Here is a 26,986-nt window from a genome sequence, read left to right on the forward strand (position 1 = left end):
GCGGGTGAATGGGGTCCTAGGGGAACACGTTCGCTGCTTTTAGGTCGCTGCTGAACAGGGAATCGTCCAGATGGGCGAAGTTTGCAGAAGTTGTTGGAATGAATCGGTCCTGAACCCAACAAATAGTTAACCTTTCCCTTCACGAACTATCCATGTGAAGGGTGGTCTTATTGCTCGCGACAGGTGCAACGCCTGTCGTCGATCTCTCCCTCCCCTGGAGTGATCCCAGGAGTGACGGCCCCTCCCCAGGCCCAGCTCCTCCAGCCCCGCCGGCCCCCCCTGCCAGCGGGGCTTTTTATTTCTGCTTCCGCAGAAATAAACCCAAAGTTTTGCGCGCAAAACTTTGGGCCCCAAGCTCAGGCTCCCAATCCCCGCGGCTTCGCCGCGCCCCCTTACTAAGGGGGCTCTCCTCCAGAGAGTTTTCCCGCAGAAGCTTGTCCCTCGCCCCGCGTGCGGGGAGAGGGTGCCCGAAGGGCGGGTGAGGGGAAGCGAGCGCAGCGAGCGTGCTCTTGCTGTTGCTCGCATTTCCACCATCTACTGTGCTCCCGCCACGACTGCGCTACCTTCGCGACACCAATGGGGAGATCGGTATGAGCGAGAGCACCTCGGCACTGCTGCACCTGAGCCTGCCCTGGTACCAGTTCGTGCTGCGCGCAGTGCTGGTGTACCTCGCGGTGATGGTGCTGGTGCGCGTGTCGGGCAAGCGCGCGGTGGGGCAGTTCACGCCGTTCGATCTGGTATTGCTGATTCTGATCGGTAACGCGGTGCAGAACGGATTGAACGGTGGCGACAACTCGCTGACGGCGGCGCTGATCCTCTCGACGTCCCTGCTCGCGCTCAACTACCTGGCCGCCTACCTGTCGGCGCGCTATCCGCGCATACGCAAGCTGATCGAGGGCGAGCCGGTCGTCCTGGTGCGCGAGGGAGAGGTATTCCGCGATGTACTGAAGCGCGAGCTGGTCAGCCGAGCCGACTTCGACAAGGCGATGCGCGAGGCCGGGCTGTTCGAGCCCGATCAGATCCGCCTGGCAGTCCTGGAAACCAACGGCCACATCACGGTCATCCCGCGCGAAGTACAGCCGTCAGGTTCCGATCCCGGCGCGCACTGACTCGCGCCGTTTCAGCTTGCGTCGGCCTCGCCGAGCCAGTCGCGCGGCCGCAAATAATCCGCCAGTCGCGCCTCGGCGCTGCCGGCTTCGGGCGTGAATCCGTATTCCCAGCGCACCAGCGGCGGCAGACTCATCAGGATCGATTCGGTGCGACCGCCGCTCTGCAGTCCGAATAGCGTGCCGCGGTCGAATACGAGATTGAATTCGACGTAGCGCCCGCGCCGATACAACTGGAACTGGCGCTCGCGTTCGCCATACGGCGCATCGCGACGACGCGCAACGATCGGCAGGTAGGCGTCGAGGAAACCATCGCCTACCGCGCGCATGTAGTCGAAGTCGCGGTCGAAATCCTGGTGCAAGTCGTCGAAGAACAGGCCTCCGACCCCGCGCGTCTCACCGCGGTGCTTGAGGAGGAAGTATTCGTCGCACCACTTCTTGTGAGCCTCGTAACGCTCCTGGCCACCGAACGGTTCGCACAGGTCGCGCGCGGTGCGGTGCCAATGCCGAACGTCTTCGTCGACGGGATAGAACGGAGTCAGGTCGAAGCCGCCGCCGAACCACCAGGCTACGGTTTCGCCATCGCGCGTCGCGCGGAAGTGGCGCACGTTGGCGTGCGTGGTCGGCAGGTGCGGATTGCGCGGGTGAAACACCAGCGACACGCCGACCGCGCGCCAGGATGCGCCAGCGAGTTCGGGGCGCGCGGCGCTGGCCGACGGCGGAAGCTTGGTGCCGGACACATCGGAGAAGCCGATGCCGGCCTGCTCGAACACGGCGCCGTCGCGCAGGATGCGGGTGCGCCCACCACCGCCTTCCTCGCGCTTCCATTTGTCTTCGACGAAGCGGGCTTCGCCGTCGGCGGTTTCGATCGCGGTGCAGATGCGGTCCTGGAGGCCGGTGAGGTAGTCGCGGACGGTATCGAGGTCTTTCATGGGCGGCATTGTAATTGGCGTGGCCCGTAGCCGGTCGGAGCTCAAGCAGTTGCTGCCTGCCCCCGCCCTAGCGGCAAACCACCGCTTCGCATCCAGACCCGAAGGGCGGCCGGCATGGATGCCGGCCGTTTTTCGACCACGCCATGGATGGCGTGTCGAAAAATCCCCGTAGCAACGAAGCTATGGGTGTGATTTGTCAGGGAGCGGCTCTTTCTTTGGTTACTTTCTTTGAGCCAGCAAAGAAAGTAACCCGCCGCGAGGCGGAAGCTCTTGATCCTAGCTTGCCGCGCGCTTCTCGCTTTGACCCTCACGAAAAGAGCGCTAGAGCGCTAGAGCAACAGCAAAGGCTTCCGCCTTGCGGCGGGTCACTTTCTTTGCTGGCCCAAAGAAAGTAACCAAAGAAATGGCCGTCCTTTGCCACTGCACACCTATCGTTTCATTGCTACGGGGATTTTTCGACACGCCATCCATGGCGTGGTCGAAAAACGGCGCGCATCCATGCGCGCCGCCCTTCGGGTCTACGAATCACCCGGTGTGCGAGCTATATATGAAAGACCAACAGTCAACGGCAACAGCCAACGGCAACAAACTGAGCGCGGCTCACAAACACAAAAAAGCCGGCTCCCGCCGGCTTTTTCGTATCCACGCGAGTGGAAATTACTTGAGCGTCCTCTCGAACAACTCGTAGATACGCCGATACTCGTCATACCACGCATCCGGATGCGTGAAGCCATGACGCTCCATCGGATACGGCGCGATTTCCCACTTGTCCTTGTGCAGCTCGATCAGGCGCTGCGTCAGCATCACCGAATCCTTGAAGAACACGTTGTCGTCGATCATCCCGTGCGCGATCAGCAGGTTGTCCTGCAACTTGTCGGCATATTCGATTGGAGACGACGTCAGGTAAGCCTGCGGATCGAGCTCCGGCGTGTTGAGGATGTTGCTGGTGTACTCGTGGTTGTACTGCGACCAGTCCGCGACCGGGCGCAGCGCCGCGCCGGCCTTGAACGTGCCCGGCGAGCGGAATAGCGCCATGAAGGTCATGAAGCCGCCGTACGAACCGCCATAGATTCCCGCGTGCTCGCGATCGCCCTGCTTGTTGGCGACCAGCCAGTCCAGACCGTCCAGGTAGTCCTCGAGCTCCGGATGGCCCATGTTGCGGTAGATCGCGGTCCGCCAGTCGCGGCCGTAGCCCTCCGAAGCGCGGTAATCGAGATCGAGCACGATGTAGCCGTGTTCGACCAGCATGTTGTGGAACATCTGCTCGCGGAAGTAGTTCGGATAACGCTCGCTGGTGTTCTGCAGGTAACCGGCGCCGTGCACGAACATCACGACCGGATACTTCTTACCGGCCTCCATCTGCTTCGGCCCGTAGTACTTGCCCCAGATCGTGCCGGCACCGTGCTTGCTCGGGACCTGCACGTATTCCGGCTGCATCCAGTCGCGCGACTTGAAGGCGTCCTTGCGCGTGTCGGTGAGTTGGCGAGCTTCGCCGTCGGCAACATTCACCACCGATACCTGCGCCGGGACATAGGAGCCCGAATGACGCACCAGCAACTGCCGGCTGTCGGGCGACAGTGCGAACGATTCGACACCGCCGCCCAGGTTGGTGACTTCGTGCAGATCGCGGCCATCGCGGTTGACCGCGCACACCTCATAGCGGCCGGGCCACTTGCGATTGCACAGGAAATAGAACGTCGCACCATCCGGCGAAAGCTCCACGGTGGAGGCTTCCCACTTGCCGGACGTCAGCGCGCGGGGCTTGGTGCCTTCGCCCAGATACAGATGCGAGTAGCCGTCCTGCTCCGACAGCAGCCAAAGCTGGTTGTCCGGCGTCCAGCCAAACTCGTTGAAGCTCCAGTTGATCCAGGCCGGATCGGTGAGGCGATGACGCGACTGCAGCTTCGCGTTGGCCAGGTCGACCGTGGTGATCCAGCGATCCTTGTTGTCGATCGCGCGGATCATCACCGCGGCGTTGCGGCCATCGTCGCTCCAGCGGATCGACGGCGGCCCGCTGTTGTCGCCGCTCGCCAGGACCTGCACGTCGCGGTTGCCCTTGAAAGCGTCCTTCTTCGCCGCCTTGCGCAGCGCGGCGAGCGGATCGTCCTTGATGCCCGGCAGCGTGTCGAACTTGAGTTCGCTGACCTTGGCGCTGGCGACGTCGACCAGCCAGAGGCGTTGCGGCAGCGGCGCATTGTGGCCGACGCGGGTGCGGACTTCCTCGAACTCTTCGTAGCCCGATTCCGTCACGTACTTGGGCATCTTGCCGGCCTTGCCGGCGTCGGCGTCCTTCGCGGTGGTCACGACCAGAAGCCAGCGCGCATCCGGCGACAGCAGGCTGTCGACGATGGTCAGGTCATCGCCAAGATAGGTCGGCAACGGCGCGCGCGACGCGTCCTCGCGGCGCCATTGTTCGTCCTGCGCACGTGCGCCATCGCGACGCGCCTTGTCGTCGGCGAGTGTGCGCAGCATGCGCAGCTGGCGATCGCGCAGCTCGTCGGCCTTGGGCGCGGCGTCCGGATCCTTTTCGGTCTTTAGCACCGTGGTCTGGGTGACGCCAGCGCCGGCTCGCCACTGGTACCAGTCGTTGCCGGTACGGAAGGTCAGGCTGCCGTCGTGGCCCCACTGCGGCAGGGCTTCCGCCGCGTCGGTGCGGGTGACCTGGATGAGCGCACCGCTGCGCAGGTCGCGCACGAAGACATCACCGCTGCGCACGAAGGCCATGCGCGTGCGCTGCGCATCGAATACCGGATTTGCCGCGTCCAGCTCCGCACGCGCGGCGCCGTCGACCTTCTGCGGCGCGCCGCCCTCGATCGACATGCGGTACGTGTCGCGGACCGTCGCGCCGTCGCGCTTGGCCAGGTACTGGACCTGCTTGCCGTCCCAGCCCCACCAGGCCTGCTCGACCGGTGGACCGATCCAGTCGGGGTCGGCCATGACCTGATCCAGGGTCAGCGGCGTTTGGGCATAAGCGGAAGTGGCGAGCAGCAGGGTGGAAAGCGGCAGCAGTCGGCGCATGGCGAGGACGTATGACGAGGACGGGCGGCAGGTTAGCAGTCGCACCCGCCACCGACCGGGCCAAAGGTCATGCACTGCCACGGTAACCCCGCCAATACGCAGGACCGGCAAGACGCGGGCTTATCGGGCTACGCGCGGGGGCTCGGGCGGGAGCTGGCCGCGCCGGTGCGAAGCAGTGGCCTCGACCGGGCTCAGCCCGCGATCGGCCGGCCCGTTCAGACGCGAGCCGTCGCGGGGATCGAAGCGCGAGCCGTGGCAGGGGCAATCCCAGCTGCACTCGACGTCATTCCAGTGCACCACGCAGCCCAGGTGCGGGCAGATCGCCGAATGCAGGTGCAACACGCCCTCGTCGTCGCGCCAGGCGGCGATCTTGTGTCGGCCGTCGCGCAGCACGGCCGCTTCGCCGGCGCCGATCTGGGCGCTGTCGTCGACATCGCCGCCACGCAGCAGATCGCCGTAGTACGGAACGAAGTTGAGGTTTTCGCGCAGGAATTCATCCGCGGCGCGCAGGGTGCGACGCTCCGGTGCATACAGGTCGCGCCATGGCGAATCGCGGCCTTCGATCAGGTCGGCGATCAGCAGGCCGGCGATCGTGCCGTGGGTGAGGCCGTTGCCGGAGTCGCCCGTGGCGATGAAGACGTTGTCCGCGCGCCCCGGGTTGTGGCCGATGAACGCCAGCGAATCGATCGGTTCGATGATCTGCCCGGACCAGTGGTAACCGAGCGACAGGGCTTCCGGGAAATAGCTGCGCGTCCAGCGCTCCAGTTCGATGAAATGCTCTTCCGGATGGGTGTCCTGGCCGACCTTGCGATCCTCGCCGCCGACGATCAGCCAGTTCGCACCGTCGATGTGTGCGGTGCGAAGGTAGTGATACGGATCCAGCGTGTCCCACAACAATGCATCGGGTACCGCACCGGCGTTCATGCGCAGGGCGATCACATAGCTTCGGTACGCCGCCTGCTTGGTGTGTAGCGCGAGGCGATCGTTGAACGGCACGTGCGTGGCGACGACCACCGCCTCGCAGTCGATGCGCATGCCATCGCTGGCGAGCACGTGCGCATCGCGTCCGCCCTCGACATGCGTCGCGGTCGCGCGATGCAGGCGTCCGCCGGCAGTTTCGACGGCGCGAGCGAGCCCGACCAGGTAGCGCAAACCATGGAAGCGGGCCTGGCGGCGGAAGCGCAAGGCATCACCGAATACGGCCAGGGCGCCCGGTGCGCCGGGGACGCGCTCGCAATCCACGCCAGCGCGGGTGGCCGCATGGTATTCGCGATCGAGGATGCCGCCGCGCCGATCGCTGACGCCCTGGACCAGATATCCGTCCACTCGCGCGAAGTTGCAGTCGATGCGTTCGACCGTGCAGATCGCCTCGATCATGTCGATCGCCGCCGCATGGCTCTGCGCGGCCAGTCGTGCGCCTTCGGGACCATGCAGACGCTCAAGCTCGAAGTAGCGATCGTCGAGCGCGTTGCACAGATGCCCGGTCGTGCGTGCAGTCTGTCCGCCGTAGAGACCGCGCTCATCGAGCACGAGCACGTCTTTGCCACTTGCGGCGAGTCGATAGGCGGTGGTGAGGCCGGCGATGCCAGCGCCGATCACACAGGTCTGGGTGCGTTGCGAGGCCTGCAGCGGCGCCAACTCGGGAACACGGGCGGTATCCATCCACAGCGAAATGCTGCCGCTGTTGGTGTATCCGTCGAGCACGCCGTCCATCGTGGCGCTCCTCAGCCAGCGGGCAAACCCCAGACCAACAGCGTGCGCGCGCGGCGGTGAATCCGGCGTCCATACGCCGTGAGGCCGAAGTGAGCAAGTCGCCTCGGCGAAGCGCCCGGCACTGCTACGGTTCGATCGCCATGCATCTGCTCCTGTTCGTCGCGGCGAAGGCGGCGCAGAATATGCAGCCGCGGCGCACCCCGCGCGCCGCGGAGACGTTGCGTGGATGCATTGCTGCTGTCGCGGATCCAGTTCGGATTCGTCATTTCCTGCCACATCCTGTTCCCGGCCTTCACCATCGGCCTCGCGAGCTGGCTGGCCTTCCTCGAATTCCGCTGGTTGCGTACACGCGAGACGGTGTGGCGCGATCTCTACTTTTTCTGGCTGAAGGTCTTTGCCGTGTCGTTCGGCATGGGCGTGGTCAGCGGCATCGTCATGAGCTTCCAGTTCGGCACCAACTGGGCGGTGCTGAGCGAGAAGGCCGGCAATATCCTCGGCCCGTTGCTGTCGTACGAGGTGCTAACCGCATTCTTCCTCGAAGCGACCTTCCTCGGTGTGATGCTGTTCGGCGCCAAGCGCGTATCCGAGAAGCTGCACTTCTTCGCTACCTGCATGGTTGCGCTGGGCACCCTGATCTCGACGTTCTGGATCATCTCCGCGAACAGCTGGATGCAGACGCCGCAGGGCTACACGCTCACCGCCGACGGTGTGTTCGAACCGGCGAGCTGGTGGGCGATCGTGTTCAATCCGTCGTTCCCGTATCGCTTGGCACACATGGTGCTGGCGGCCTTCATCACTACCTGCTTCGTGATCGGTGGCGTCAGCGCGGGCTATCTGCGCCGCGGCGTACATGTCGAAGCCGGCAAGAAGATGCTGAAGCTAGCGGTGGTGTTCGCGGCCATCGCGGTTCCGGTGCAGATCTTCGTCGGCGATCAGCATGGCCTGAACGTTGGCGAACACCAGCCGACCAAGTTGGCCGCGATGGAAGCGCACTGGGAGCAGGGCGCTAAGGGTGAAGGCGTACCGCTGATCCTGTTCGCAGTGCCCAACCAGAAGGCCGAGCGCAACGACTACGAGATCGCGGTGCCCAAGCTCGGCAGCCTGATCCTCACCCATTCGCTCGATGGTGAGATCCAGCCGCTGAAGGCCGTGCCGGCCGACGAGCGCCCGCCGGTTGCGCCGGTGTTCTTCGCCTTTCGCGTGATGGTGGGTCTGGGCGTGATGATGCTTCTGGTGGTGCTTGCCTCGGTATGGCAATGGCGGCGCAAGAAGTTGTTCGAATCGAAGTGGTTGTTGAACGGTTGGCGCGCGATGACGCTGGCCGGATTCGTTGCGCTCTTGTCGGGATGGTACGTGGTCGAGATCGGGCGTCAGCCGTACGTGGTGTACGGCCTGCTGCGCACGGCGAATGCGGTGACGCCCACGCTTGCCCCGGGCAGTGTGCTGGCCTCGCTGCTGGTGTTCGCTGCGGTTTACTTCACCGTGTTCGGTGCGGGCATCTGGTATCTGCTCAAACTGGTCCGCAAGGGGCCGCAGCCGCATGAGGCGATGCCGGAAACCGCGCACGGCGAGAAGACGCCGGCGCGCCCGCTGTCGGTCGGCGGCGGCGCCGAAGGGGAGGGTGCGTGATGGAAACCGTGCTGCCGGTGATCTGGTTCGGCGTGATTGGTTTTGGCGTACTGATGTACGTGCTGCTCGACGGCTTCGTGCTCGGCCTGGGCATCCTTGCGCCGTTCGCGGAAGACGAACATCAGCTCGATCACATGATGAACACGGCTGCGCCGATCTGGGACGGTAACGAGACCTGGCTGGTGCTTGGCGGCGCGGGCCTGCTCGCAGCGTTCCCGAAGGCGTATGCGGTGGTGCTGTCGGCGCTGTATCTGCCGGTGTTGCTGATGCTGATCGCGCTGGTGTTCCGCGGCGTCGCATTCGAGTTCCGCTTCAAGGCGACGCGGGCGAAGCCGGCGTGGGGTGCGGCGTTCGCGCTGGGCTCGATGTTTGCTGCGTTCGCGCAGGGCGTGATTCTTGGCGCGCTGGTCGAAGGCATGCCGCTACAGGGTGGCAAGTACCTCGGTGGTGCGTTCGGCTGGTTCAGTCCGTTCTCGATGCTGACGGGTGTCGCCGTGGTGTTCGGTTACGCGCTGCTGGGCTCGACCTGGCTGATCCTCAAGACCGACGGCCGCATGCAGCAGATCGCGCGCACGCTGACGCGACCGCTGGTGCTGGTGGTGGTCGCGTTCATGGGGCTGGTCAGCGCGTGGCTGCCGTTCCTCGACTCGCGGATCATGGCGCGCTGGTTTGAAGGCGGGAACTTCTGGTGGTTGGCGCCGGTGCCGCTGCTCGCGCTGCTCAATGCTTTCGCACTGTGGCAGGCCGTGATGAAGCAAGATCGTGACGCCGCGCCGTTCCTGCTCACGCTGTGCTTCTTCGTGCTCGGCTTCGCCGGCCTGGTGCTCGGCATCTGGCCGAACATCGTGCCGCCGAGCATGACGATCTGGGATGCGGCCTCGCCGCCGTCATCGCAGGGTTTCGTCGGCGTCGGTCTGATCGTGTTGCTGCCGGCGATCCTGGGCTACACGTGGTGGTCGTACAGCGTGTTCAAGGGCAAGGTGGCGGCGGACGCCGGGTATCACTGAGCCTCCTTGCCACTGACGCGGGCGTCTACCGCGAGCGCACCGGCAGATACTCGCCGCGTGGCCCCTGGCCACGCGCCTCGCGGTTGACATTGGCGCACAGGCGGCCGCCGTCGCACAGGCGCACGTCGGCGCGGTTGTAGGCCTGCAACAGGTCCGCGGCGAGTTGGTTGTCGCGGATAACGCTGTAGTAGTGCCCGGACAGCCACGCGCCGCCTGCGAACAGCAACAACAGGCAGGCGGCGGTGATGCCCGCAGTCTTCCAGACCAGGTGGCGGTGCAACTGTTGCAGGCGCACCAGCTGGCGCGTCAGTTCCTGCGCGCCCGTGGCGAGTTCCTCACCGGCATGCTGCAGGCGTCGCTCGTAATCCTGCACCGGTTGCTGCAATCGCCCGACCACTTCGCCTGGCAGCGTGCGCAACGACTGGTCGGCCGACTGCCGGACCACGGCGGGCACCTGCTGGGCGAGGTGCTGCAGGTCCTGGCTGAGCGCGGACTGGTGCCGTTCGATCTCATCGCAACGCCGCTCGAACTGCTCCATGAGCACGGCGGTCTTGGCGATAAGGGCGGAGAGGTGATCCTGGTCCATGGCGATCCTTCGCGTGGTGGCGTCAGTGCATCGGCGCGGCGGGGCGGCGTGCCGGTGGTTCGGGCGGTTGCACGTCCTGCTGTTGCGGAGGGACCTGCTGTGCAGCCGCTTGCTGCTGGTCGACGGTCGCAGTCGCGTGTTCGCGTAGCTCACGTGCGGCGGTGTGGTCGGCTGCAGTACGCGTGGCGTCGCGGAAGGCATCCCTGTCGCCGGAGGCGGCCGCAGCGAGGAAGCGGTCGACCAGGGCGGCCGGGTCGTCGGTGCCTTGTACGGTCCGAGTCGGCGCGGTCGCCGCAGTCGCGATCGGTGTTTCGCGGAATTCGAACCGGCCGGCAAGCGCCTCGTCGCGCGGCTCGGCGTTGTAGCCGTCGGCAACTTCCTTGAGGCGATCCTTCGGCACCAGGCGTTCGACATTGCCCTCCGGCAAGCGCCGGTCCACGCGCGGGGCGAGCACGAAGGGAAACGCTTCCTCGGAACGATGCACGACGTTGAGCCGCGGGTCGTCGGGCTCGGCGCGCTTGTTCAAGAACGGGCGGTCGCTCAAGGCGTTGAGGTAGTCGGCCATCAGGTTCTCACTACGGACGCCGAGCCCGTCGCGGTGATAGGAGCCGCCGATGTCCGAATGCGCACCGCCCACCATGACGTTGAGAAAACGTCCGTCCATGGTGAATCCCGGATCCATGATCCGGCTGGACTTGAAGAGGGAGCGACGCTCGTCCTCGGCGGTGATCTGGAAACCGGAAATCACCGACGGAGGGAGACGGCGGTCGTGCTTGTTGACCGGTTCGCCGGTGCCGACCGGATCAAACAGACCCACGGCCTGCGCGGTCTGGCCGGGCGGGACCAGCGGCGGCTTGGTGTATTGGACTTCCAGCTCACCCTGCGCGTTCTTCACACGCACGATGCCGGACGGATCCTGGATGCCGCGTTCATGCACGAGCCGCGCAAAGCCCGCGGCCTGTTCGGCGCCGCGGCTGAAGCCGATGTCGGCGACGCGGATTTCGACGTTGGGGTCTTCCCGGCGCCACTCCCAAGCCTGTTTGATGAACTGCTCGTACATTCGTTCGAGCCGTTCGTCGTAGGTGTGGCCGCGGGCGCCGTCCCAGGTCCTGACAAAAAAGTTCTTCTGTGTTCCAGGCCCTTCAACGTAGTTGCTGAAGAGCTTCGCGTCGCCCAATTCTTTGATCTGATGGTTGAAGCGCGCAACGCTGGTCTGATGTTCCGGGTCGTTAACCGCATCGTTGCCTGTGCCATCGAATGAGGCGACGAAGAGGCGCTCATGCGGATTGTTCGCATGCAGGAGCAGAGGCACGCGATGCTGTGCGAGTGCGCTCTGGGCATCCTTGTAGGTTTGCAGATCATGTGCATCGGCTGGGTAATGCGAGACGCCATCGTTCAAAACGCCGTCCTTGGCGAGCTTGTGCTGTTCAGTCATGTCCTTGACTCCGATTTAGAACGTGCGGCTCCACGCCAGGATTAGGTCGGTCCGTGCTGTGCTGTTTTCATTGCCCGCGATTTGCGGCGTCTTTGTCGGCACGAATGCCTTCATGAAAACATTGATGGTGCGATCGTTGACCTCGACGATGATGTCCGGCGGCATGACATACGCGTTTTCGGGAAGATCGGACGCCGGCACGCGGTGCAGGATCAGCTCGTCCTTGAAAATCGCGCCGATATCCACTCTGGTCTCATGCGCCACGCCATCCAGCGATTTCCAGCGCACTTCCACAGGCGCCGGGAAATTGCTCACCCCGATATACGTCGCGTGGAGGCGATCGCGATAGTCGGCCGATTTCGGCGCGCGCGAGACCAGGGTGTCGGGGTCTGCATCGCCGGCGTAGGGCGAGAAGTCGTGCTTGTTGTAGTGCACGCGGCAGCCCGTCACGTTGTAGCAGTAGGCGTCGAAGTTGTGGGAATCGAATTTCAACGGCACTGAAGTCGTTTCTGCGGGTCGTTCGATCTGTTGGTCGGTCGGTGCAGACATGGCAGTGGCACATCCTGTAGTCGTGAGGCTGATCAGCACGGCCGCCAACGCGTGGGGGCGGTGCGAGGTTATCCATTTCATGGGGCGCTGGGGTCCGGGTATTGGTCGATGGGCAGGGCGCGGGTGGCCGGATCCGCCGCGAAGGGCGAATAGTCGGCGGGAAGCGAGCGGCAGCGCTGGACCGACTTGGTGATCCGGTCGGCGAGCAGGTCCAGCCGGCGCTCGAGTTGCGCCGCGGCTTCGGGCGCATCCGGCTTGGGTGCTATCCCCAACACCGCAACCTCGAAGCGGTTGCCATCCCGAACGAAGATCCGATGCGCCGAGTGCGGGTAGGGCGGAGCGGTGTCGTTGGCCAGCAAGGGCCGCGCGATGGGAAAGCGGCCGGTGCCCCCGTCGTATTCGTCGATTCCGGCGATGCTTACGGCGATCAGCGGTTGCAGCGAACCGATGCGGGAATTGACCTGATAGCGATCACGCCCGGTCGACGCGTTCACACGTGCAGCGTTGTCCTTCTCATTGCGAAGCAAGCGATCGAACTCGTCAGCCGCGGTGCGATCCTTCGGCACCATGGACGAGACGACGAAGGCTTCGATCTGTTCCTCCTCGTACACCGCGCGGAAATAGCTGATCCCGTCATTGGCCAGCAGGCCTTCGGTAGTGGCGGACACGCCACCGGCATCAGGGAAGCGCAGGCAATACACGTCCTGAAACGCATACAAACCATTCCACGGCCGTCCCCGGAGGAACTCCTGGTTGAGTGGGCCTTGCGAGAATTCCTGCCCGTATGCGGCAGGCAGGCAAGCGAGAGTGACCAGCACTACTGCGCAGCGGAAGACGCCACCCAGCGTCTTCCCATGAACCAACAATCGCATTCGGCCTCCTTGCCAACGATCGGGCCTCCATCCTATCCACGGAAATGCCTTGTGGCCAACCCAGGGCGTCTGGCGAAAAAATCGCCCCAATTGACCGCCCGCCCGGCTGAACCCGCGTTCGCACGGGCCTTTCGGGCAGGTATGCTGTGCGCGATATCACACGGTGACGCCGTCCCCCGACCGTGCAAGCCTACGTCTACAAAAGCCTCCGCAAACCCGACACCTATGTGTACCTGGGCGCCCGCGACGATTTCGGGCGCCTGCCCGAACCGCTGCGTACGCAATTGGGCAACCTGCAGTTCGTGCTCGAGGTGACGCTGACTCCCGAACGCAAGCTCGCCCGCGAGAGCGTGGAAGTGGTGCGCGAGAACCTCGCGACCCGCGGCTTCCACCTGCAATTCCCGCCGACGGTCGAAGATCCGATGACGGAGGACTGGGGCACCGATGCCTGAGGCGATTTTGAGCGAGGTTTCTGCGGCGACGACCGAAACCCCGCCGGTTTCGCAACCGGAAACGCGTCGCGCTCCGGGACGCGGGCCGCTATGGGCCCTGCTTGCCGGCGGCGTATTGCTGAACACCGTGGCCGGTCTGGGCGGCGTGGCGGCAGTCGCGGCGGTGCTGGCGCAGCCGCTGTTTTCGCTGGCGATCGCGCAGCTGCGCGGGCGTCCGCTGCTGGCGCGAACTGCGCTGCAGCGCGAGGGCGGATGGTTGGCCCTGGTGTGGGGCGCGGCCTTCGCATTGACCGTGGCAGTGGTGGCGTGGCCGCTGTCGTCCCTGCTCGACGGTGGCTCATTGATGGCCGCACTCGGGGTCAGCCTGATGGCCGCCGTGATGCTGCTAGGCGTGTGGCGGCTATGGCCGCTGTGGCACGGCCTGGCAAGCGAAGGCGGCACGCTGCGACAGCATTGGCAGGAGCTGGGTGAGCTCGACGCCGGCGCATGGCGCGGTCTGCTGGTCGCGGGCAGCGTTACCGCCATCCTGGCGGCCATCGTGTTGCTGGCCTGGCCGGGTCTGCTCGGTGCGACCGCGCACTGGAGCCTGGCAATCGGACTGGCGTTGGGTGCGCCCGGACTGCACTGGCTGTTGCAGCGCGTGGCGCCGGCCGATGCCCTGCCCGAAGCCGAAGTTCCTGACAGTGAAACCGAAAGCGACAGCAACGGTGAGCTGGTTTTCGGCAGCAGTGGACTCCCGCTGGAGGCCGAGCTCTATGCCGCGGCTCGTGCCGGCCGCGTCGAACAAGCCCTGCAACTGATCGACGCCGGTGCAGACCTGCACGCGCCGCCGCCGCGCGACGACCGTGACCAGCGCAGCCTGGCCGTGCTCGCCGCGGTGTTGCCGGACCTGCGCCTGCTCCGTGCGCTGATCGCGCATGGCGTCGATCTCAATGTCACGCATGCAGGCATGACCCCGCTGCTCGCGGCGACGCGTGACAGCTGGCATGGTCGTCCCGATGCGGTGATGACCCTGCTCGCCAACGGCGCCGATCCGCGCGCGGTCGATCACGACGGCAATACCGCGCTGCATCACGCCGCGCGCAGCTCCGATCCGGGCGTCGCCGCGCTGTTGCGCGATGCCGCGGCCGAAGTTGATGTGCTCAACGTTGACGGCCTGTCGCCGCTCGGCATCGCCTGTGCCTCGGGCAATTGGCGATTGGCGAAGTTCTTGCTCGAGCGCGGCGCCAGACCCGAACCGGCGGGCGGCCAGCCCGCACTGCTCGCCGCCGCGGGCACCGAGGAAGACGACGCCGCCGGCGTGCAGTTGCTGTTGAAGCAGAAGGCCAAGGTCGATGCGCGCGATGCGCATGGTCGCAGCGCCCTGCACGAAGCGGCGTTCGCCGGCCATCTGGAAATCATCGAAGCCCTGCTCAATGCCGGCGCCGATCCGGCCGCGACCGACCGCCTCGCCCGCACGCCGGTGCTCGAAGCCGCACGCGGTGGCCGCCTGGTCGTGCTCGATCGCCTGTTGGCGCAGCTGCCCAAGGGCGGCATGACCGAAGCCGCCGCAGTGGACGCGCACGGACGCGGCGCGCTGATGCTCGCGGCGATGTCGGAAAACAGCACGCCGACGCTGATCGAACGCCTGCTCGCGCTGGGCCTGGACGTGGATGCGCGCGACTTCGACGACAAGCGCGCCATCGATCGCGCGGCCGAAGCCGGGCGCTGGGCGCTGGTCGCCGCGCTGGATCGCGCCTACCCGTTGCCGTCCGCGGTAAGCGATGCGGTCGAAGCCGGCGAAGCCGCGCTGCCCGATCGCGCACCGGCCGCGTTGCTGCGCGAAGGCCTGCACGAACGGCGCGGCGCCGAACTCGGCGGCCTTGCGCAGTTGCTCAGCGCAGCCGAACTGGGCGCATTGCTGCACGAGGAAGCACCGGGTCCCACTGCGGAACAGGTCGAGCGCCTGCTGGCCTGGGGTGCCGATCCGGACGTGCGCGATGCGCATGGCGATACGCCGCTGTTCGCGCTGCTCACCCGCGGCCCGTCGGCGTTGCCGGCGCTACAGGCCTTGCTGCGCCGCGGCGTCTCGCCGGCGGGCAGCGGTGGTCTCGCACGCTTCCTCGCGGCGTGTTCAGCGAGCGAGCAGGCCGCGCGCGGCCTCGAATACTTCGCCCTGGATCTGCTCGAACGCGGTGCCGATCCGTTCGTTCCTTCGCCAGCCGGTGATCCGCCGCTCGCACTCGCAGTGCGGTTGGGCTGGTCGCGCCTGGTCGATCGCCTGCTCGCCATTGGTGTGAGTCTGGACGGACGCGACAGCCATGGCATGAGCGCGCTGCACCTGGCCGCCGCGCTGGGCCGCGAAGCCATGCTCAAGAAGCTCGTCGCCAATGGCGCTGCGCCGGACCTGCTGGCTGCCGACGGACAGACGCCGCTCGGCGTCGCGCTGTCGTCGGGACGCCGCGATCTGGCTGACTGGCTCGACTGGCGCGGCTGGCCGCTGCCGCGCCGTCCGCTGCGTGCGACCGACGTGCCGGCGGCTGCGATCGTCGGTGATGCCGATGCAGTGCGTCGCCTGCTCGATCTCGGCCTGCCGGTCGATGCCGCCGACAGCCAGGGCTGCAGCGCGTTGCTGCGCGCGGCCGGTGGCGGGCATCGCGCCGTGGTCGATCTGTTGCTCGCGCGAGGCGCGGATCCGCAGCTGGCCGCGAATTCGGGCGCGACCCCGCTGTCGGCGGCGGTGAGCATGCGCCACGTAGAAGTGGTCGACCGCCTGATCGCCGCCGGCGTGTCGCTGGAACAGCGCCTCCCGGGCGATCTCACCGTGTTGATGGTGGCCTGTGCGCTCGGCTTGCCCGATATGGCGGCGCGCCTGCTGTCGGCGGGTGCCAACGTGCATGCCGCCGATGCACAAGGTCGCAACGCGCTGCATTGCGCGGCGATGTTCGGCTTCACCGCGCGCGAACGCGCGCGCCTGGTCGCGCTGCTCGACACGCTGCTGCTGGCCGGTGCGGAAGCCGACCACCCGGCCGCGGGTGCTACGCCGTTGCTGTTGCTGTTGGGTGCACGCGCCGAGCCGGGTTCGGCGGCGGACGAAGACGTGCTGATGGCCGGCCTCGACCAGCTACTGGATCACGATGCGCGCCTGGATGGGCAGGATCCGCGTGGTTTCAGCCCGCTGCATCTGGCCGCATTGCACGGCTTGATGCGCGTGGCGCAGAAGCTGTTGCGGGCCGGCGCCGACCCGTCGCAACGCGACACGCTCAACCGCACTCCGCGCGAGATCGCGGTGATGCGAGGTTTCGTCGACATCGCCGCGGAGCTCGCTCCGACGCCGGTAGCGCCGGGCCAGGACGTGTCGATGGCGCGCTTTCTGCGCGATCGTTGACCCACGTTCTGATGTTTTGTAGAGCGGAGCTTGCTCCGCTGCATTTTGTCCGAGCTGGTGAGAGTCAAAGCAGCGGAGCAAGCTCCGCTCTACAAAGCTGGTGGAGGATCGAGCCATTGGCACCACCAATGCGGATAGTCCTCGCAGCGTGCCGCCAGCCCGCGCCGCACCGGATTCTCGACGACGTAGCGTGCTTGTGCGAGAAGATCCCTCTCATCGCGAATGTAATGATCGTAGAACCCCGGCTGCCATACCCTCCCCATCGTCCCGCGCGCGGCGTTGATGGCTCTGGCCGTTCGTGACTTGAGAGCCTGAATCGCCTGGCTCAGCGTGCCGCGATCCAGACGCACCACGACATGCAGATGTTCGGGCATGAGCACCCAAGCCAGCGGTTCGATGGCGCCGTCTCGCCTTGTTTCATCTAGCTCGAGCATCGCCAGCTGTGCGAGCGTCGGATCGTCGAACAACGGCCGCCGCAGCTCGGTGATCGTGGTGATGGTGTAGTACGCGCCCACTTGAGAGAAGCGTCTGCGCTGGAGACTGGGACTGGCCATAGGGGCAGGATGACCGGCCAACCACCAGATCGAGCATCGGCAAGCGCCACGTCGTGGGGTAGGACTTTCCCCTTCGTTTTGTAGAGCGGAGCTTGCTCCGCTGCTCTTGATGTTGCCCGCCTCAAAAAAGCAAAAAAGCAAAAAAGCAGCGGAGCAAGCTCCGCTCTACAAAAATTCAAGTCGACAACGGCGCGTCGGGTTCGCTCTTGCCGCTGGCCGCGATGTCGCCTAGCACGCCTTCACCCACGTCCGCGGCGAACAGCTCCTCCAGCTCGCGACGCGCGTCCTGCACCGTCTGCAGCAGCGCGTCTTCGTCGTCGTGCACTTCGAACTGCACGCGCAGCAGGCGCACGTCGTGGTCATGAAACTGCTTGACGTGATCGCGGGCGGTGTCGGGATGGATGCCCAGGTCGACCAGCACCTTCTCGCCCATCTTCAGGCTGGAATAGAAGGTCTCGCGGATGACCTTCGCGCCCAAGGCCATCAGCTCCCAGGCATGACGGCGGTCGCGCGCACGCGCATAGACGGTCGCTTCGGGATACATCCGGCGAATCACTTCTACGGTATGCGTGTTGCGCTCCTGGTTGTCGATCGCGATCACGAACACCTTCACTCCGGCCGCGCCTGCCGAACGCAGCAGGTCTGGCTTGGCCGGGTCGCCGTAATAGATCACGTTGCCGAAACGCCGTGAGAAGTCCACCTGTTCGATGTCCGGTTCGATCGCGATGAATGGCGTGCGATGCGCGGCGAGCAGGCGGGCGACGACCTGGCCGAAGCGGCCGAAGCCGGCGATCAGTACCTGCGGGTGGCCATCGGGCATCGCGTCGTAGGCGCGTTTGGGCTTGGCCACCGGATGCGCCGCGAGGAAGCGCGATACCGCGATCACCAGTAACGGCGTCAGCGCCATCGATACGCCGACCGCGGCGACCAGACGATCGCGCAGCGCGGCGTCGAACACGCCGAACTTCATCGCTTCGCCGAACACTACGAACGCGAATTCGCCGCCCAGCGCCAGCACCGCCGCCAGCTGCAGCGACTCGCGTCGATTCATTCCGCCCGGCTTGAGTCCGATCATGAACAGCAGGAGGAACTTGATCGTCATGAAGCCGGCGACGATCGCGGCGATCAGCAATGGCTCGGCGAGCACGCGCTGCACGTCGATGCTCATGCCCACGGCCATGAAGAACAGGCCCAGCAGCAGGCCCTTGAACGGATCGATCTGCGATTCGAGCTCGTGCCGGTATTCGGAGTCAGCCAGCAGCACGCCGGCGAGGAACGCGCCCAGGCCCGCCGACAAGCCCGCCAACTGCATCACCCAGGCCGCGCCAAGCACGGTGAGCAGCGCGGCACCGGTAAACACCTCCGGCATCTGTGTGCGCGCGACGATGCGGAACAGGTGGCGCAGCAGGATGCGGCCACCGAGCACGACCACCGCGATCGCCACCACCGCCTTCAGCACGGCGACACCGATCGGTTGGCTGTTGGCTGCATGCGCAAGGCCCAGCAGCGGGATCGCTGCCAGCAGCGGGATGGCGGCGAGGTCCTGGAACAGCAGGATCGCGAAGGCGAGGCGGCCGTGTTCGCTGGTGAGTTGCTTGCGTTCGGACAGCAGTTGCAGGCCGACGGCGGTGGAAGACAGCGCCAGGCCAAGTCCCGCGACCAACGCGGCCTTCCAGTCCAGCCCGTCGGACAAGGTGGCATCGCCGAGCAGCGTCGCGCCGCATATGGCCGCAAACGCCAGAGCCAGGCCGCTCAGCACTACTTGAGCACCGCCCGCGCCGAAGATCGGCTTGCGCATCACGCGCAGGCGCGAGGGCGACAGTTCCAGCCCGATCACGAACAGCATCATCACCACGCCGATTTCCGACGCGGTCAGCACGCGGTCCGCATTGCGGATGACCCCGATGCCATGCGGCCCGAGCGCCACGCCCGCGGCGAGATAACCGAGCACCGCTCCCAGGCCGAAGCGCCGGAACACCGGGACCGCGATCACCGCGGCCAGCAGGAAGACAAGAGCGAGTTCGAGACCACCGCCGTGCATAAGCCACCTCCGTTATCCCGCTGATTATGCCGCTGTGCTGCGGTTATGCTTGCGCCCGCAAATCGGGGGGTCGGAAATGAATGTGCGTATCGGATGGAATGCCGCGCTTGGCATCGTGTTGCTGCTGCTGAGTCAGGCCACATTCGCGGGCGGAGCGGGTGCGGTCCGCAAGCAGATCGAATCCAGCATGCTGCTGACCGGCAAGATCCAGGTGGACACCGAGGGTCACGTCACCGGTCATTCGCTGGATGACGCGGAAAAGATTCCCTCGGGCGTCGTGGCCCTGATCGAGAAGGCCGTGCCTTTGTGGGTCTTCAAGCCCATGCTCCTCGACGGCAAACCGGTACACGTCGCCACGGACATGCGCATCCGCGTCGGAGCACACAAGCTTGACGCGGGCCAGTACGAAGTGGGGATCCTCAGCGCGACGTTCGGGAACCGTTCTGGCCACCCGCGGGAGCGCATCCAGGTAGTGGACCTGACGCCGCCGGCCTATCCGATGGGAGCGGCGGAAGCCGGGCTGACCGGCACCGTCTACCTGCTGTTGCGCGTAGGCCGCGATGGCAAGGTAACCGACGCGATTGCCGAACAGACCAATCTGACGATTGTCGACAGTGAAAAGGCCATGGCCCGCTGGCGGCGCGCGCTCGAGGGCGGATCGATAAGCCAGGCGCGCAAGTGGCTCTTCGTACCGCCCACCCACGGCGAGGCGGCGAAGCGCGATTTCTGGCTCGTGCGCGTACCTCTCGTATACCTCGGATATGACCAGAACAGCGCGCCTTACGGCACCTGGCAGAACTATGTTCCTGGTCCGCGTCGGCGCAGTCCTTGGGACGATGGCGACAAGGAAGGCGTCGGCTTCAGCCCGGACACCCTTGCGCCGGGCACCGCCTATCTCGCCGGTTCCGGGCTGCAACTGCTGACCCCGCTGTCCGGAAGCTGACGACGCGGCCGCTCCGGGGGCGCCTTTGCGTCCCCCTCAGCAGGACACCGTGTACGAGGCCCGCGATGCGCCGTCTGCCCGTCATCCTGCTGTACGTCACGTTCGCGTTATTTGCGGCCGATATCCGTGCCGCGGACGCGCAGGGCTACTTCCGCATCGGCACCGCGCGACTCGATGTCAGCCACGCCATCGCGGTGATCGAAGACGCTTCGACCAGCGGTGATGATGGCAACACGATGCTCTTCTTCAGTGCGGCGCCGCTCGATGCCGCCAAGGTCGCTGCCGCTTTCGATCCGGTGGACGCCGTGCGCGAGCAGGAACCTGCCGGCGGCTACATCAAGCTGTGCATCACGCCCGACGGCGACGATTGCGGCCTGTTCTTCTCGCCGGAAGGCTTCAACAGCGGCGGCTACGGCGAACTCAAACTCAATCGCCGCGACGCGCAGCGCATTGCCGGCCGCTTCGTCCTAGCGCAGCCCGAGGACTTCATGGGGCAGGACTATCAGTTCGACCTGCGCTTCGATGCCGCCGTCACCCCGCCATCCGGCACTGCGCTGCCCGCGGGCGGTGGCGAGCCGGGGCGCGCATACAACGCCTATCTCACCGCGCTGGCCAAGGGCGATATCGCCGCGTTGCGGAGCATGGCCGGTGAGGAAGGCGTCTGGCGCTATCCCGAAGACGACCCGACCGCGGCCAAGGAAGCCCTCAAGTCTGCCCGCGACGAGCAGCCGGTGCAGGCCGAGATCCAGCGCGGCCGCCTGCAGGGCGAGGACGCGATCCTGTGGGTGCGCGGCGTGGACCGCGACGACATCCATCGCGCCGGTCGCGTGCTGATGCACAAGTCGGAAGGCCGCTGGCAGTTCGAGGAAGCGGACCTGGATAGCGTGGAGGAGTAGTCGTTTGCTTTGTAGAGCGGAGCTTGCTCCGCTGCCCTCTCCGTTGCAGCGCCGAGCCTGCTCGGCGCGCTGTTCGCCGAAGCAAGAGCGATCCGGGCGGGCCCGGATCTACAGAAGCAACGGCAGCGGAGCAAGCTCCGCTCTACAAAGCGAGGTTTGCAATCGTTTGCAGCATCGCCATCACGACCGCAGTATTAGGCTGTCCGGATGGCCTCGACGAATCTCGCGATGCGCAGCCCCGCCTCCCTGCTGGTGATCTTCGGCGCCACTGGTGATCTGGCGCAGCGGATGCTGTTTCCATCGTTGTACGGTTTACAGGCGGACACGCTGTGCCCGCAGTCGCTACGCATCCTCGGTACCGGACGTCACGACCTCGACAGTGCGGGCTTCCGCGCACGCGTCGCCGATGCGATCCGCCGCCACCTGCCGGCGGGCGAATGCGACGAGGTCACATTACAGTCGCTGCTGGCACGCATCGAATATGTGGCCGCCGACATCAGCGATCCACCGTCGTTGCAGCCACTGGGTGAGCGAATCCGTGCGCTGCGCGGCGAAGGCGACGTCGTCTATCACCTCAGCACCGCGCCGCGCTTCTACGCCGGCATCTGCGATGCGCTCGGTCGCATGGACCTGGCAGGCCCCGGCACCCGCGTGTTGCTGGAGAAGCCGATCGGTCACGACCTGGCCAGCGCGATCGCGATCAACGATGGCGTGAGCCGTGTGTTCGACGAGGAACGCGTATTCCGCGTCGATCACTACCTGGGCAAGGAAGGCGTACAAAACCTGCTGGCGCTGCGCTTCGGCAATGCGTTGTTCGAACCGTTGTGGGATTCGCGCCACATCGAGCACGTGCAGATCACCGTGGCCGAGACCGTGGGCGTGGAAGGGCGCGGCGACTACTACGACCACTCCGGCGCGATGCGCGACATGGTCCAGAACCACATGTTGCAGCTGCTGTGCCTGACCGCGATGGAGCCGCCGGCGCGTTTCGAACCCACGGCGGTGCGCAATGAGAAGCTCAAGGTGCTGCGTTCCCTGCGTGCCATCGGCCGCAGCGACGTGACTGGCGAAACCGTCGCTGGGCAGTACACCACCGGCGCCGTGGACGGGCAGGTCGTGCCCGGTTATCTCGACGAGCTGGGGCGTCCGAGTCGCACCGAAACCTTCGTCGCGCTGCGCGCGCATGTCGACAACTGGCGCTGGTCGGGCGTGCCGTTCTACCTGCGCACCGGCAAGCGCATGCCCCGGCGCAGTACCGAAATCCACCTGCAGTTCCGCGCGGTCCCGCACCTGATCTTTCCCGGCGCGCGGGTCGAACCCAACGCGCTCACCATCCGCCTGCAGCCCGATGAACGCATCGAGCTGAAACTGATGAGCAAGACGCCGGGCCTGGACCGCGGCGGAGTGAAGCTGTCCCAGGTTGCGCTCGATCTGGACATGCACGAGGAATTCGCCGCGATTCGTCGCCGGCCTGCGTACGAGCGCCTGTATCTGGACGCGATCGAAGGCAACGGCACGCTATTCGTGCGCCGCGACGAAACCGAGGCGGCGTGGGAATGGATCGACGCCATCTACGACGGCTGGCAACACGCCGATCTCGTGCCGCGCCCCTATCCCGCCGGCACCTGGGGCCCGGCCGCCGCGGTTGCGATGGCGGAACGGCACGGACACAGCTGGCGCGAATAGCGACTACGGGACGCCGCGGATGGCCTGGATCGAACACTACTATTCCGATGCCGAGGCGCTGGCAGCCGCGTTGGCGGTGCAGCTCGAAATCGCGCTGCGCGAGGCGATCGCATTGCGCGACCACGCCATACTCGCGCTAGCGGGCGGGCGCACTCCGCTGCCGGCATATCGCGCATTGGCCACGCGCGCGCTCGACTGGGATCGGGTCGTGTTGATTCCCACCGACGAGCGCTGCGTACCGCACGATCACCCGGCCTGCAATCTGCGCGCGCTCGGCGACGCCTTCGCGACCGCCGATGGCGCGCGCCTGGTCGCGTTGACCGTCGAAGACGGCGAGCCCGAGCGTTCGCAGGCGCAGGCACGCGCAACGTTGTCGCAACATGCCGGAGCATTCGATGCCGTGGTGCTGGGCATGGGCGAGGACGCGCATACCGCTTCGCTGTTTCCCGGTGCTGCCCAGCTGCCCGCCGCGCTCGATCCGGTCGCGCCATTCGATGCCTGGCGCATCGATCCGCAGCCGCTGCCGCCTGACGCGCCGTATTCGCGCATCACCCTCACCGTCGCGCGACTGTTGCGCGCCCACACTGTGCACCTCGCGCTGACGGGCGAGGCCAAGCACGCCGTGTTGCGCGCGGCACAGCGAACGCGGGATCCATTGCTGCATCCCATCGCTGCGATCCTGCATGCGGCGGATACCACCGTGCACATCCACTGGAGCGAATGATGCCGCTGCACCCGGTCGTTGAACGCGTCACCCTGCGCATCGTCGAGCGCAGTCGCGCCACGCGCTGCGATTACCTCGCGCGCATGACGGCGGCGCATGAGAGCGGACCGACCCGCTATCGCCTGAGCTGCGGCAACCTGGCCCACGGTTTCGCCGCGGCGGGCGAAGACAAGTCGACGTTGCGGCAGAGCCATGCGGCCAACATCGGCATCGTCACCGCCTACAACGACATGCTCTCGGCGCATCAGCCGTACGAGCCGTATCCCGCGTTGATCCGCATGGCCGCGCGCAACGCCGGCGGCACTGCGCAGGTGGCCGGCGGCGTGCCGGCGATGTGCGACGGCGTGACCCAGGGCCGCACCGGCATGGAGCTGTCGCTGTTTTCGCGCGACACGATCGCGTTGTCGACCGCGGTGGCGCTCTCGCATGACATGTTCGACGCAGTGTTGTGCCTGGGCATCTGCGACAAGATCGTGCCGGGTCTGCTGCTCGGCGCACTCAGCTTCGGCCACCTGCCGATGATCATGGTGCCGGGCGGACCCATGCCCTCGGGCCTGCCCAACAAGGACAAGGCCGCGGTGCGGCAGAAATACGCCGAGGGCAAGGCGACGCGCGACGAACTGCTCGAAGCCGAAGCCGCGTCCTATCACGCCCCCGGCACCTGCACGTTCTACGGCACCGCCAATTCCAACCAGATGCTGATGGAAGCGATGGGCCTGCACATGCCGGGCGCGGCGTTCGTGCATCCGCATACCCCGTTGCGCGACGCGCTGACGGTTGCCGCCACCGAGCAGGCGTTGCGCATCACCGCGCTTAGCGAAGACTTCCGCCCGCTCGCGCACACCGTCGACGAGAAGGCCATCGTCAACGCGATGGTCGCGCTGGCGGCGACCGGAGGATCGACCAACCACGCCATCCACTGGGTCGCGATCGCGCGCGCCGCGGGCGTGCTCATCGATTGGGACGACCTGGATGAACTCTCGCGGGTGACGCCACTGTTGGCGCGCATCTATCCCAATGGCAGCGCCGACGTGAATGCATTCCATGTGGCGGGTGGCACCGGCTTCGTGATCCGTGAATTGCTCGACGCCGGGTTGATGCACGCCGACATCCGTTGCGTTCATGGCGGCGATCTGTATCAGCAGACGCGCGAACCGTATCTGGATGGCACCCAGCTGCGCTGGCGCGATGCGCCCGCGCAGTCGGGCGACGTCAGCGTGCTGCGTCCGGTGGCCGAGCCGTTCGATAGCGAGGGCGGGCTGCGCCGGTTGCGAGGCAATCTCGGTCGCGCCGTCGCCAAGATCTCCGCGGTGGCGCCGCAGTACCGCGCGATCACCGCACCGGCCAAGGTGTTCGATACGCAGGACGGATTGCTTGCGGCGTTCAGGGATGGACTGCTGGAGGGCGATTTCGTCGCGGTAATCCGCGGCCAGGGACCGCGCGCCAACGGCATGCCCGAGCTGCACAAACTGACGCCGACGCTCGCGGTGCTGCAGGATCGCGGACAACGTATCGCGCTGCTTACCGACGGGCGCATGTCGGGAGCATCCGGCAAGGTGCTCGCGGCCATCCACGTGTCGCCGGAAGCCGCCGACGCAGGCGCGATCGCGCGGATCCGCGAAGGCGACACGATCCGCATCGATGCCGATGCCGGAATCATGGAGGTGCTGGTCGATCCTTCAGAGTGGGAAGCGCGCACGCCGGAACTGGCCTCGCTGCAGCACAACCGGACTGGCCTGGGGCGCGAACTGTTCGCGCTGATGCGTGCCCAGGTCGGCACGGCCGAGCAGGGCGGTTGCAGCCTGTTCGTGACGGAGACGCCATGAGCACGGTCGCGTCTTCGCAGCTGGCGCTGATCGCCGACATCGGTGGTACCAACGCGCGCTTCGCCCTCACCGATCCGGCCGCGTCGCGCACGCAGGTGCTGGAGCCGCGTTCGCTGGTCAATGCCGACTTTGCGAGCCTGCAGCACGCGGCCGAGCACTACCTCGCCGCCGTCGGCGCGCGCCCGCGCAGCGCGGCGATTGCGGTGGCGTCGCCGGTGCATGGCGAGGAAATACGCCTCACCAATCGCGCCTGGTCGTTCACCCGCAGCGAGCTGAAGCAGGCGCTGGGCCTGGAGCAGCTGTCGGTGATCAACGACTTCGGCGCGGTGTCGTGGGCCGTGCCCGCGCTGCAACCGAACGAATACGTGACCCTACACGGCAGCGACGACGCACCGCTGCGTGGGCCGGTGACGGTGATCGGACCCGGTACCGGACTCGGCGTCGCATTGTTGGTGGGTGACGGCCAGCACGACTGGAGCGTGGTGGAAACCGAAGGTGGTCACGTCAGCTTCGCGCCGCTGGGCGACGAGGAGCAGATGATCGCGCGCTGGCTGACGGCACGCTTCGGCCGCGTCTCGACCGAGCGCGTGCTGTGCGGCGCCGGGCTATCGCACATCGATGCGGTGCTGCGCGGTGGCGATGCGACGCGTAACGACGTGGAACTGCGTGACCCTGCGGACATCGTCAAGGCGGCGCTCGAAGGTCACGATGTCGCCTCGCGTCGCGCCCTGGCGCGGTTCTGCGCCGTGCTGGGCAGCGTCGCCGGCGATGCCGCGCTGATTCACGGCGCCCGCACGGTGATGATCGCCGGCGGCATGGTTCCGCGCTTCATTCCGTTCCTGCGCAGCAGCGCGTTCCGCGAACGCTTCCTGGCCAAGGGCCGCTTCGCGTCATATCTGGAATCGGTGACGATCCGCGTGATCATCCATCCCAATCCCGGTTTGCTCGGCGCGGCCGTGGCGGCGCGCGCGGCCCAGTGTGCGGAGGTCACACCATGAGTACCCCAATGGACTTGCACGCGCAGCGCATCGATCAGTTGTTCGCGCGCGCGCCGGTCGTGCCCGTGTTGAGCATCGCCCGTGTCGAGGACGCGGTGCCACTCGCACGCGCGCTGGTCGCCGGCGGCCTGCCGGTGCTGGAAGTGACGCTACGCACCGACGCTGCGATCGGCGCGATCCGTGCGATCCGCGAGCAGGTGCCGGAAGCGAGTGTCGGCGCTGGGACTGTGCTGAGCGTTCGCGATCTGTCGGCGGTGGAAGCCGCGGGTGGTGGCTTCGCGATTTCACCCGGTGCCACCGATGCGTTGTATGCCGCGGCCGCGAATGCGCATGTGCCGCTGTTGCCCGGAATCGCGACGGCGAGTGAGCTGATGCGGGGATTGGAGCTGGGCTATCGGCGCTTCAAGTTCTTCCCGGCCGAGGCCAGCGGCGGCATCGCGGCATTGAAGGCGTTTGCCGGGCCGTTTGCGCAGGCGAAGTTCTGTCCCACCGGCGGCATCGATGCGGAGAAGGCGCCGGCGTATCTCGCGTTGCCGAACGTGATGACGGTGGGTGGGTCGTGGATGGTGCCGGGGGAGGCGCTGGCTTTGGGCGACTGGGGTCAGATTGAGAAGCTGGCGCGCAAAGCGGCGGAATTGCGCGGGCGCTGACG

At 66.2% G+C, this 26,986-nt stretch carries 21 protein-coding genes; 12 read left to right on the top strand and 9 right to left on the bottom strand.

Annotation, left to right across the window (positions count from 1 at the left end):
- Positions 1-590: 590 nt before the first annotated feature.
- A complete protein-coding gene (locus ACYVGK_RS02160; protein ID WP_460731578.1) occupies positions 591-1,109 on the top strand; it encodes a DUF421 domain-containing protein in 519 nt (172 codons plus the stop codon).
- 11 nt (positions 1,110-1,120) lie between these two features.
- Here the strand turns inward: ACYVGK_RS02160 and hemF are convergent, their stop codons facing one another.
- From hemF to ACYVGK_RS02175, 3 genes are all read right to left on the bottom strand, one after another.
- Positions 1,121-2,038: an oxygen-dependent coproporphyrinogen oxidase gene (gene hemF, locus ACYVGK_RS02165; protein WP_460731579.1), complete on the bottom strand. Its 918-nt coding sequence runs from the start codon at positions 2,036-2,038 to the stop codon at positions 1,121-1,123.
- A gap of 657 nt (positions 2,039-2,695) precedes the next feature.
- On the bottom strand, positions 2,696-5,056 hold the full coding sequence (locus ACYVGK_RS02170) for a S9 family peptidase (RefSeq protein ID WP_460731580.1): 2,361 nt from the start codon (positions 5,054-5,056) through the stop codon (positions 2,696-2,698).
- A 120-nt stretch (positions 5,057-5,176) separates the two neighbouring features.
- Positions 5,177-6,769: an FAD-dependent oxidoreductase gene (locus ACYVGK_RS02175; protein WP_460731581.1), complete on the bottom strand. Its 1,593-nt coding sequence runs from the start codon at positions 6,767-6,769 to the stop codon at positions 5,177-5,179.
- Positions 6,770-6,991: 222 nt separating this feature from the next.
- Here ACYVGK_RS02175 and ACYVGK_RS02180 point away from each other — a divergent pair, with 222 nt between their 5' ends.
- Together ACYVGK_RS02180 and cydB are read left to right on the top strand one after the other, a co-directional pair.
- Positions 6,992-8,398 (top strand): cytochrome ubiquinol oxidase subunit I, encoded by a 1,407-nt coding sequence (locus ACYVGK_RS02180; protein WP_460731582.1) that lies wholly within the window; start codon positions 6,992-6,994, stop codon positions 8,396-8,398.
- Positions 8,398-9,405 (top strand): cytochrome d ubiquinol oxidase subunit II, encoded by a 1,008-nt coding sequence (cydB, locus tag ACYVGK_RS02185; protein WP_460731583.1) that lies wholly within the window; start codon positions 8,398-8,400, stop codon positions 9,403-9,405. Before ACYVGK_RS02180 ends, cydB begins: the two co-directional genes overlap by 1 nt.
- 25 nt (positions 9,406-9,430) lie before the next feature.
- Here the strand turns inward: cydB and ACYVGK_RS02190 are convergent, their stop codons facing one another.
- Genes ACYVGK_RS02190 through ACYVGK_RS02205 form a run of 4 tightly spaced genes read right to left on the bottom strand, consistent with a single transcriptional unit; the run spans position 9,431 to position 12,847 of the window.
- Complete coding sequence (locus tag ACYVGK_RS02190; protein ID WP_460731584.1) at positions 9,431-9,991, bottom strand: relaxation protein; 561 nt, start codon at positions 9,989-9,991, stop codon at positions 9,431-9,433.
- A 22-nt stretch (positions 9,992-10,013) separates the two neighbouring features.
- The gene (locus ACYVGK_RS02195; protein ID WP_460731585.1) at positions 10,014-11,426 is read right to left on the bottom strand and encodes a phospholipase effector Tle1 domain-containing protein; all 1,413 of its coding nucleotides are present in this window, start codon (positions 11,424-11,426) and stop codon (positions 10,014-10,016) included.
- A gap of 15 nt (positions 11,427-11,441) precedes the next feature.
- A complete protein-coding gene (locus tag ACYVGK_RS02200) occupies positions 11,442-12,014 on the bottom strand; it encodes a hypothetical protein (protein ID WP_460731586.1) in 573 nt (190 codons plus the stop codon).
- Positions 12,015-12,052: 38 nt separating this feature from the next.
- Complete coding sequence (locus tag ACYVGK_RS02205; RefSeq protein WP_460731587.1) at positions 12,053-12,847, bottom strand: hypothetical protein; 795 nt, start codon at positions 12,845-12,847, stop codon at positions 12,053-12,055.
- Between the two features lie 182 nt (positions 12,848-13,029).
- Between ACYVGK_RS02205 and ACYVGK_RS02210 the strand changes: the two genes are divergently transcribed.
- Together ACYVGK_RS02210 and ACYVGK_RS02215 are read left to right on the top strand one after the other, a co-directional pair.
- Positions 13,030-13,299: a YcgL domain-containing protein gene (locus ACYVGK_RS02210; protein ID WP_460731588.1), complete on the top strand. Its 270-nt coding sequence runs from the start codon at positions 13,030-13,032 to the stop codon at positions 13,297-13,299.
- Positions 13,292-16,666 carry an ankyrin repeat domain-containing protein gene (locus tag ACYVGK_RS02215; protein WP_460731589.1) on the top strand — a complete coding sequence of 1,125 codons (3,375 nt, stop codon included), beginning with the start codon at positions 13,292-13,294 and terminating at the stop codon, positions 16,664-16,666. The genes ACYVGK_RS02210 and ACYVGK_RS02215 overlap by 8 nt, the downstream gene beginning before the upstream one ends.
- 89 nt (positions 16,667-16,755) lie before the next feature.
- Here the strand turns inward: ACYVGK_RS02215 and ACYVGK_RS02220 are convergent, their stop codons facing one another.
- On the bottom strand, positions 16,756-17,220 hold the full coding sequence (locus ACYVGK_RS02220; RefSeq protein ID WP_460731590.1) for an REP-associated tyrosine transposase: 465 nt from the start codon (positions 17,218-17,220) through the stop codon (positions 16,756-16,758).
- 175 nt (positions 17,221-17,395) lie between these two features.
- Positions 17,396-19,261 carry a monovalent cation:proton antiporter-2 (CPA2) family protein gene (locus ACYVGK_RS02225; protein WP_460731591.1) on the bottom strand — a complete coding sequence of 622 codons (1,866 nt, stop codon included), beginning with the start codon at positions 19,259-19,261 and terminating at the stop codon, positions 17,396-17,398.
- Between the two features lie 76 nt (positions 19,262-19,337).
- Here ACYVGK_RS02225 and ACYVGK_RS02230 point away from each other — a divergent pair, with 76 nt between their 5' ends.
- From ACYVGK_RS02230 to ACYVGK_RS02260, 7 genes are all read left to right on the top strand, one after another.
- Positions 19,338-20,204 (top strand): energy transducer TonB, encoded by an 867-nt coding sequence (locus ACYVGK_RS02230; protein ID WP_460731592.1) that lies wholly within the window; start codon positions 19,338-19,340, stop codon positions 20,202-20,204.
- A 65-nt stretch (positions 20,205-20,269) separates the two neighbouring features.
- Positions 20,270-21,100, top strand: a complete 831-nt coding sequence (locus ACYVGK_RS02235) for a nuclear transport factor 2 family protein (protein ID WP_460731593.1) — start codon at positions 20,270-20,272, stop codon at positions 21,098-21,100.
- 228 nt (positions 21,101-21,328) lie between these two features.
- Positions 21,329-22,786, top strand: a complete 1,458-nt coding sequence (zwf, locus tag ACYVGK_RS02240) for a glucose-6-phosphate dehydrogenase (protein ID WP_460731594.1) — start codon at positions 21,329-21,331, stop codon at positions 22,784-22,786.
- A gap of 19 nt (positions 22,787-22,805) precedes the next feature.
- The gene (gene pgl / locus ACYVGK_RS02245) at positions 22,806-23,510 is read left to right on the top strand and encodes a 6-phosphogluconolactonase (RefSeq protein ID WP_460731595.1); all 705 of its coding nucleotides are present in this window, start codon (positions 22,806-22,808) and stop codon (positions 23,508-23,510) included.
- Positions 23,507-25,336 (top strand): phosphogluconate dehydratase, encoded by a 1,830-nt coding sequence (gene edd, locus ACYVGK_RS02250; protein ID WP_460731596.1) that lies wholly within the window; start codon positions 23,507-23,509, stop codon positions 25,334-25,336. The genes pgl and edd overlap by 4 nt, the downstream gene beginning before the upstream one ends.
- A complete protein-coding gene (gene glk / locus ACYVGK_RS02255) occupies positions 25,333-26,334 on the top strand; it encodes a glucokinase (RefSeq protein ID WP_460731597.1) in 1,002 nt (333 codons plus the stop codon). The genes edd and glk overlap by 4 nt, the downstream gene beginning before the upstream one ends.
- Complete coding sequence (locus ACYVGK_RS02260) at positions 26,331-26,984, top strand: bifunctional 4-hydroxy-2-oxoglutarate aldolase/2-dehydro-3-deoxy-phosphogluconate aldolase (protein ID WP_460731598.1); 654 nt, start codon at positions 26,331-26,333, stop codon at positions 26,982-26,984. The genes glk and ACYVGK_RS02260 overlap by 4 nt, the downstream gene beginning before the upstream one ends.
- Positions 26,985-26,986 lie beyond the last annotated feature (2 nt).

Source organism: Lysobacter tyrosinilyticus (genome assembly GCF_054779815.1).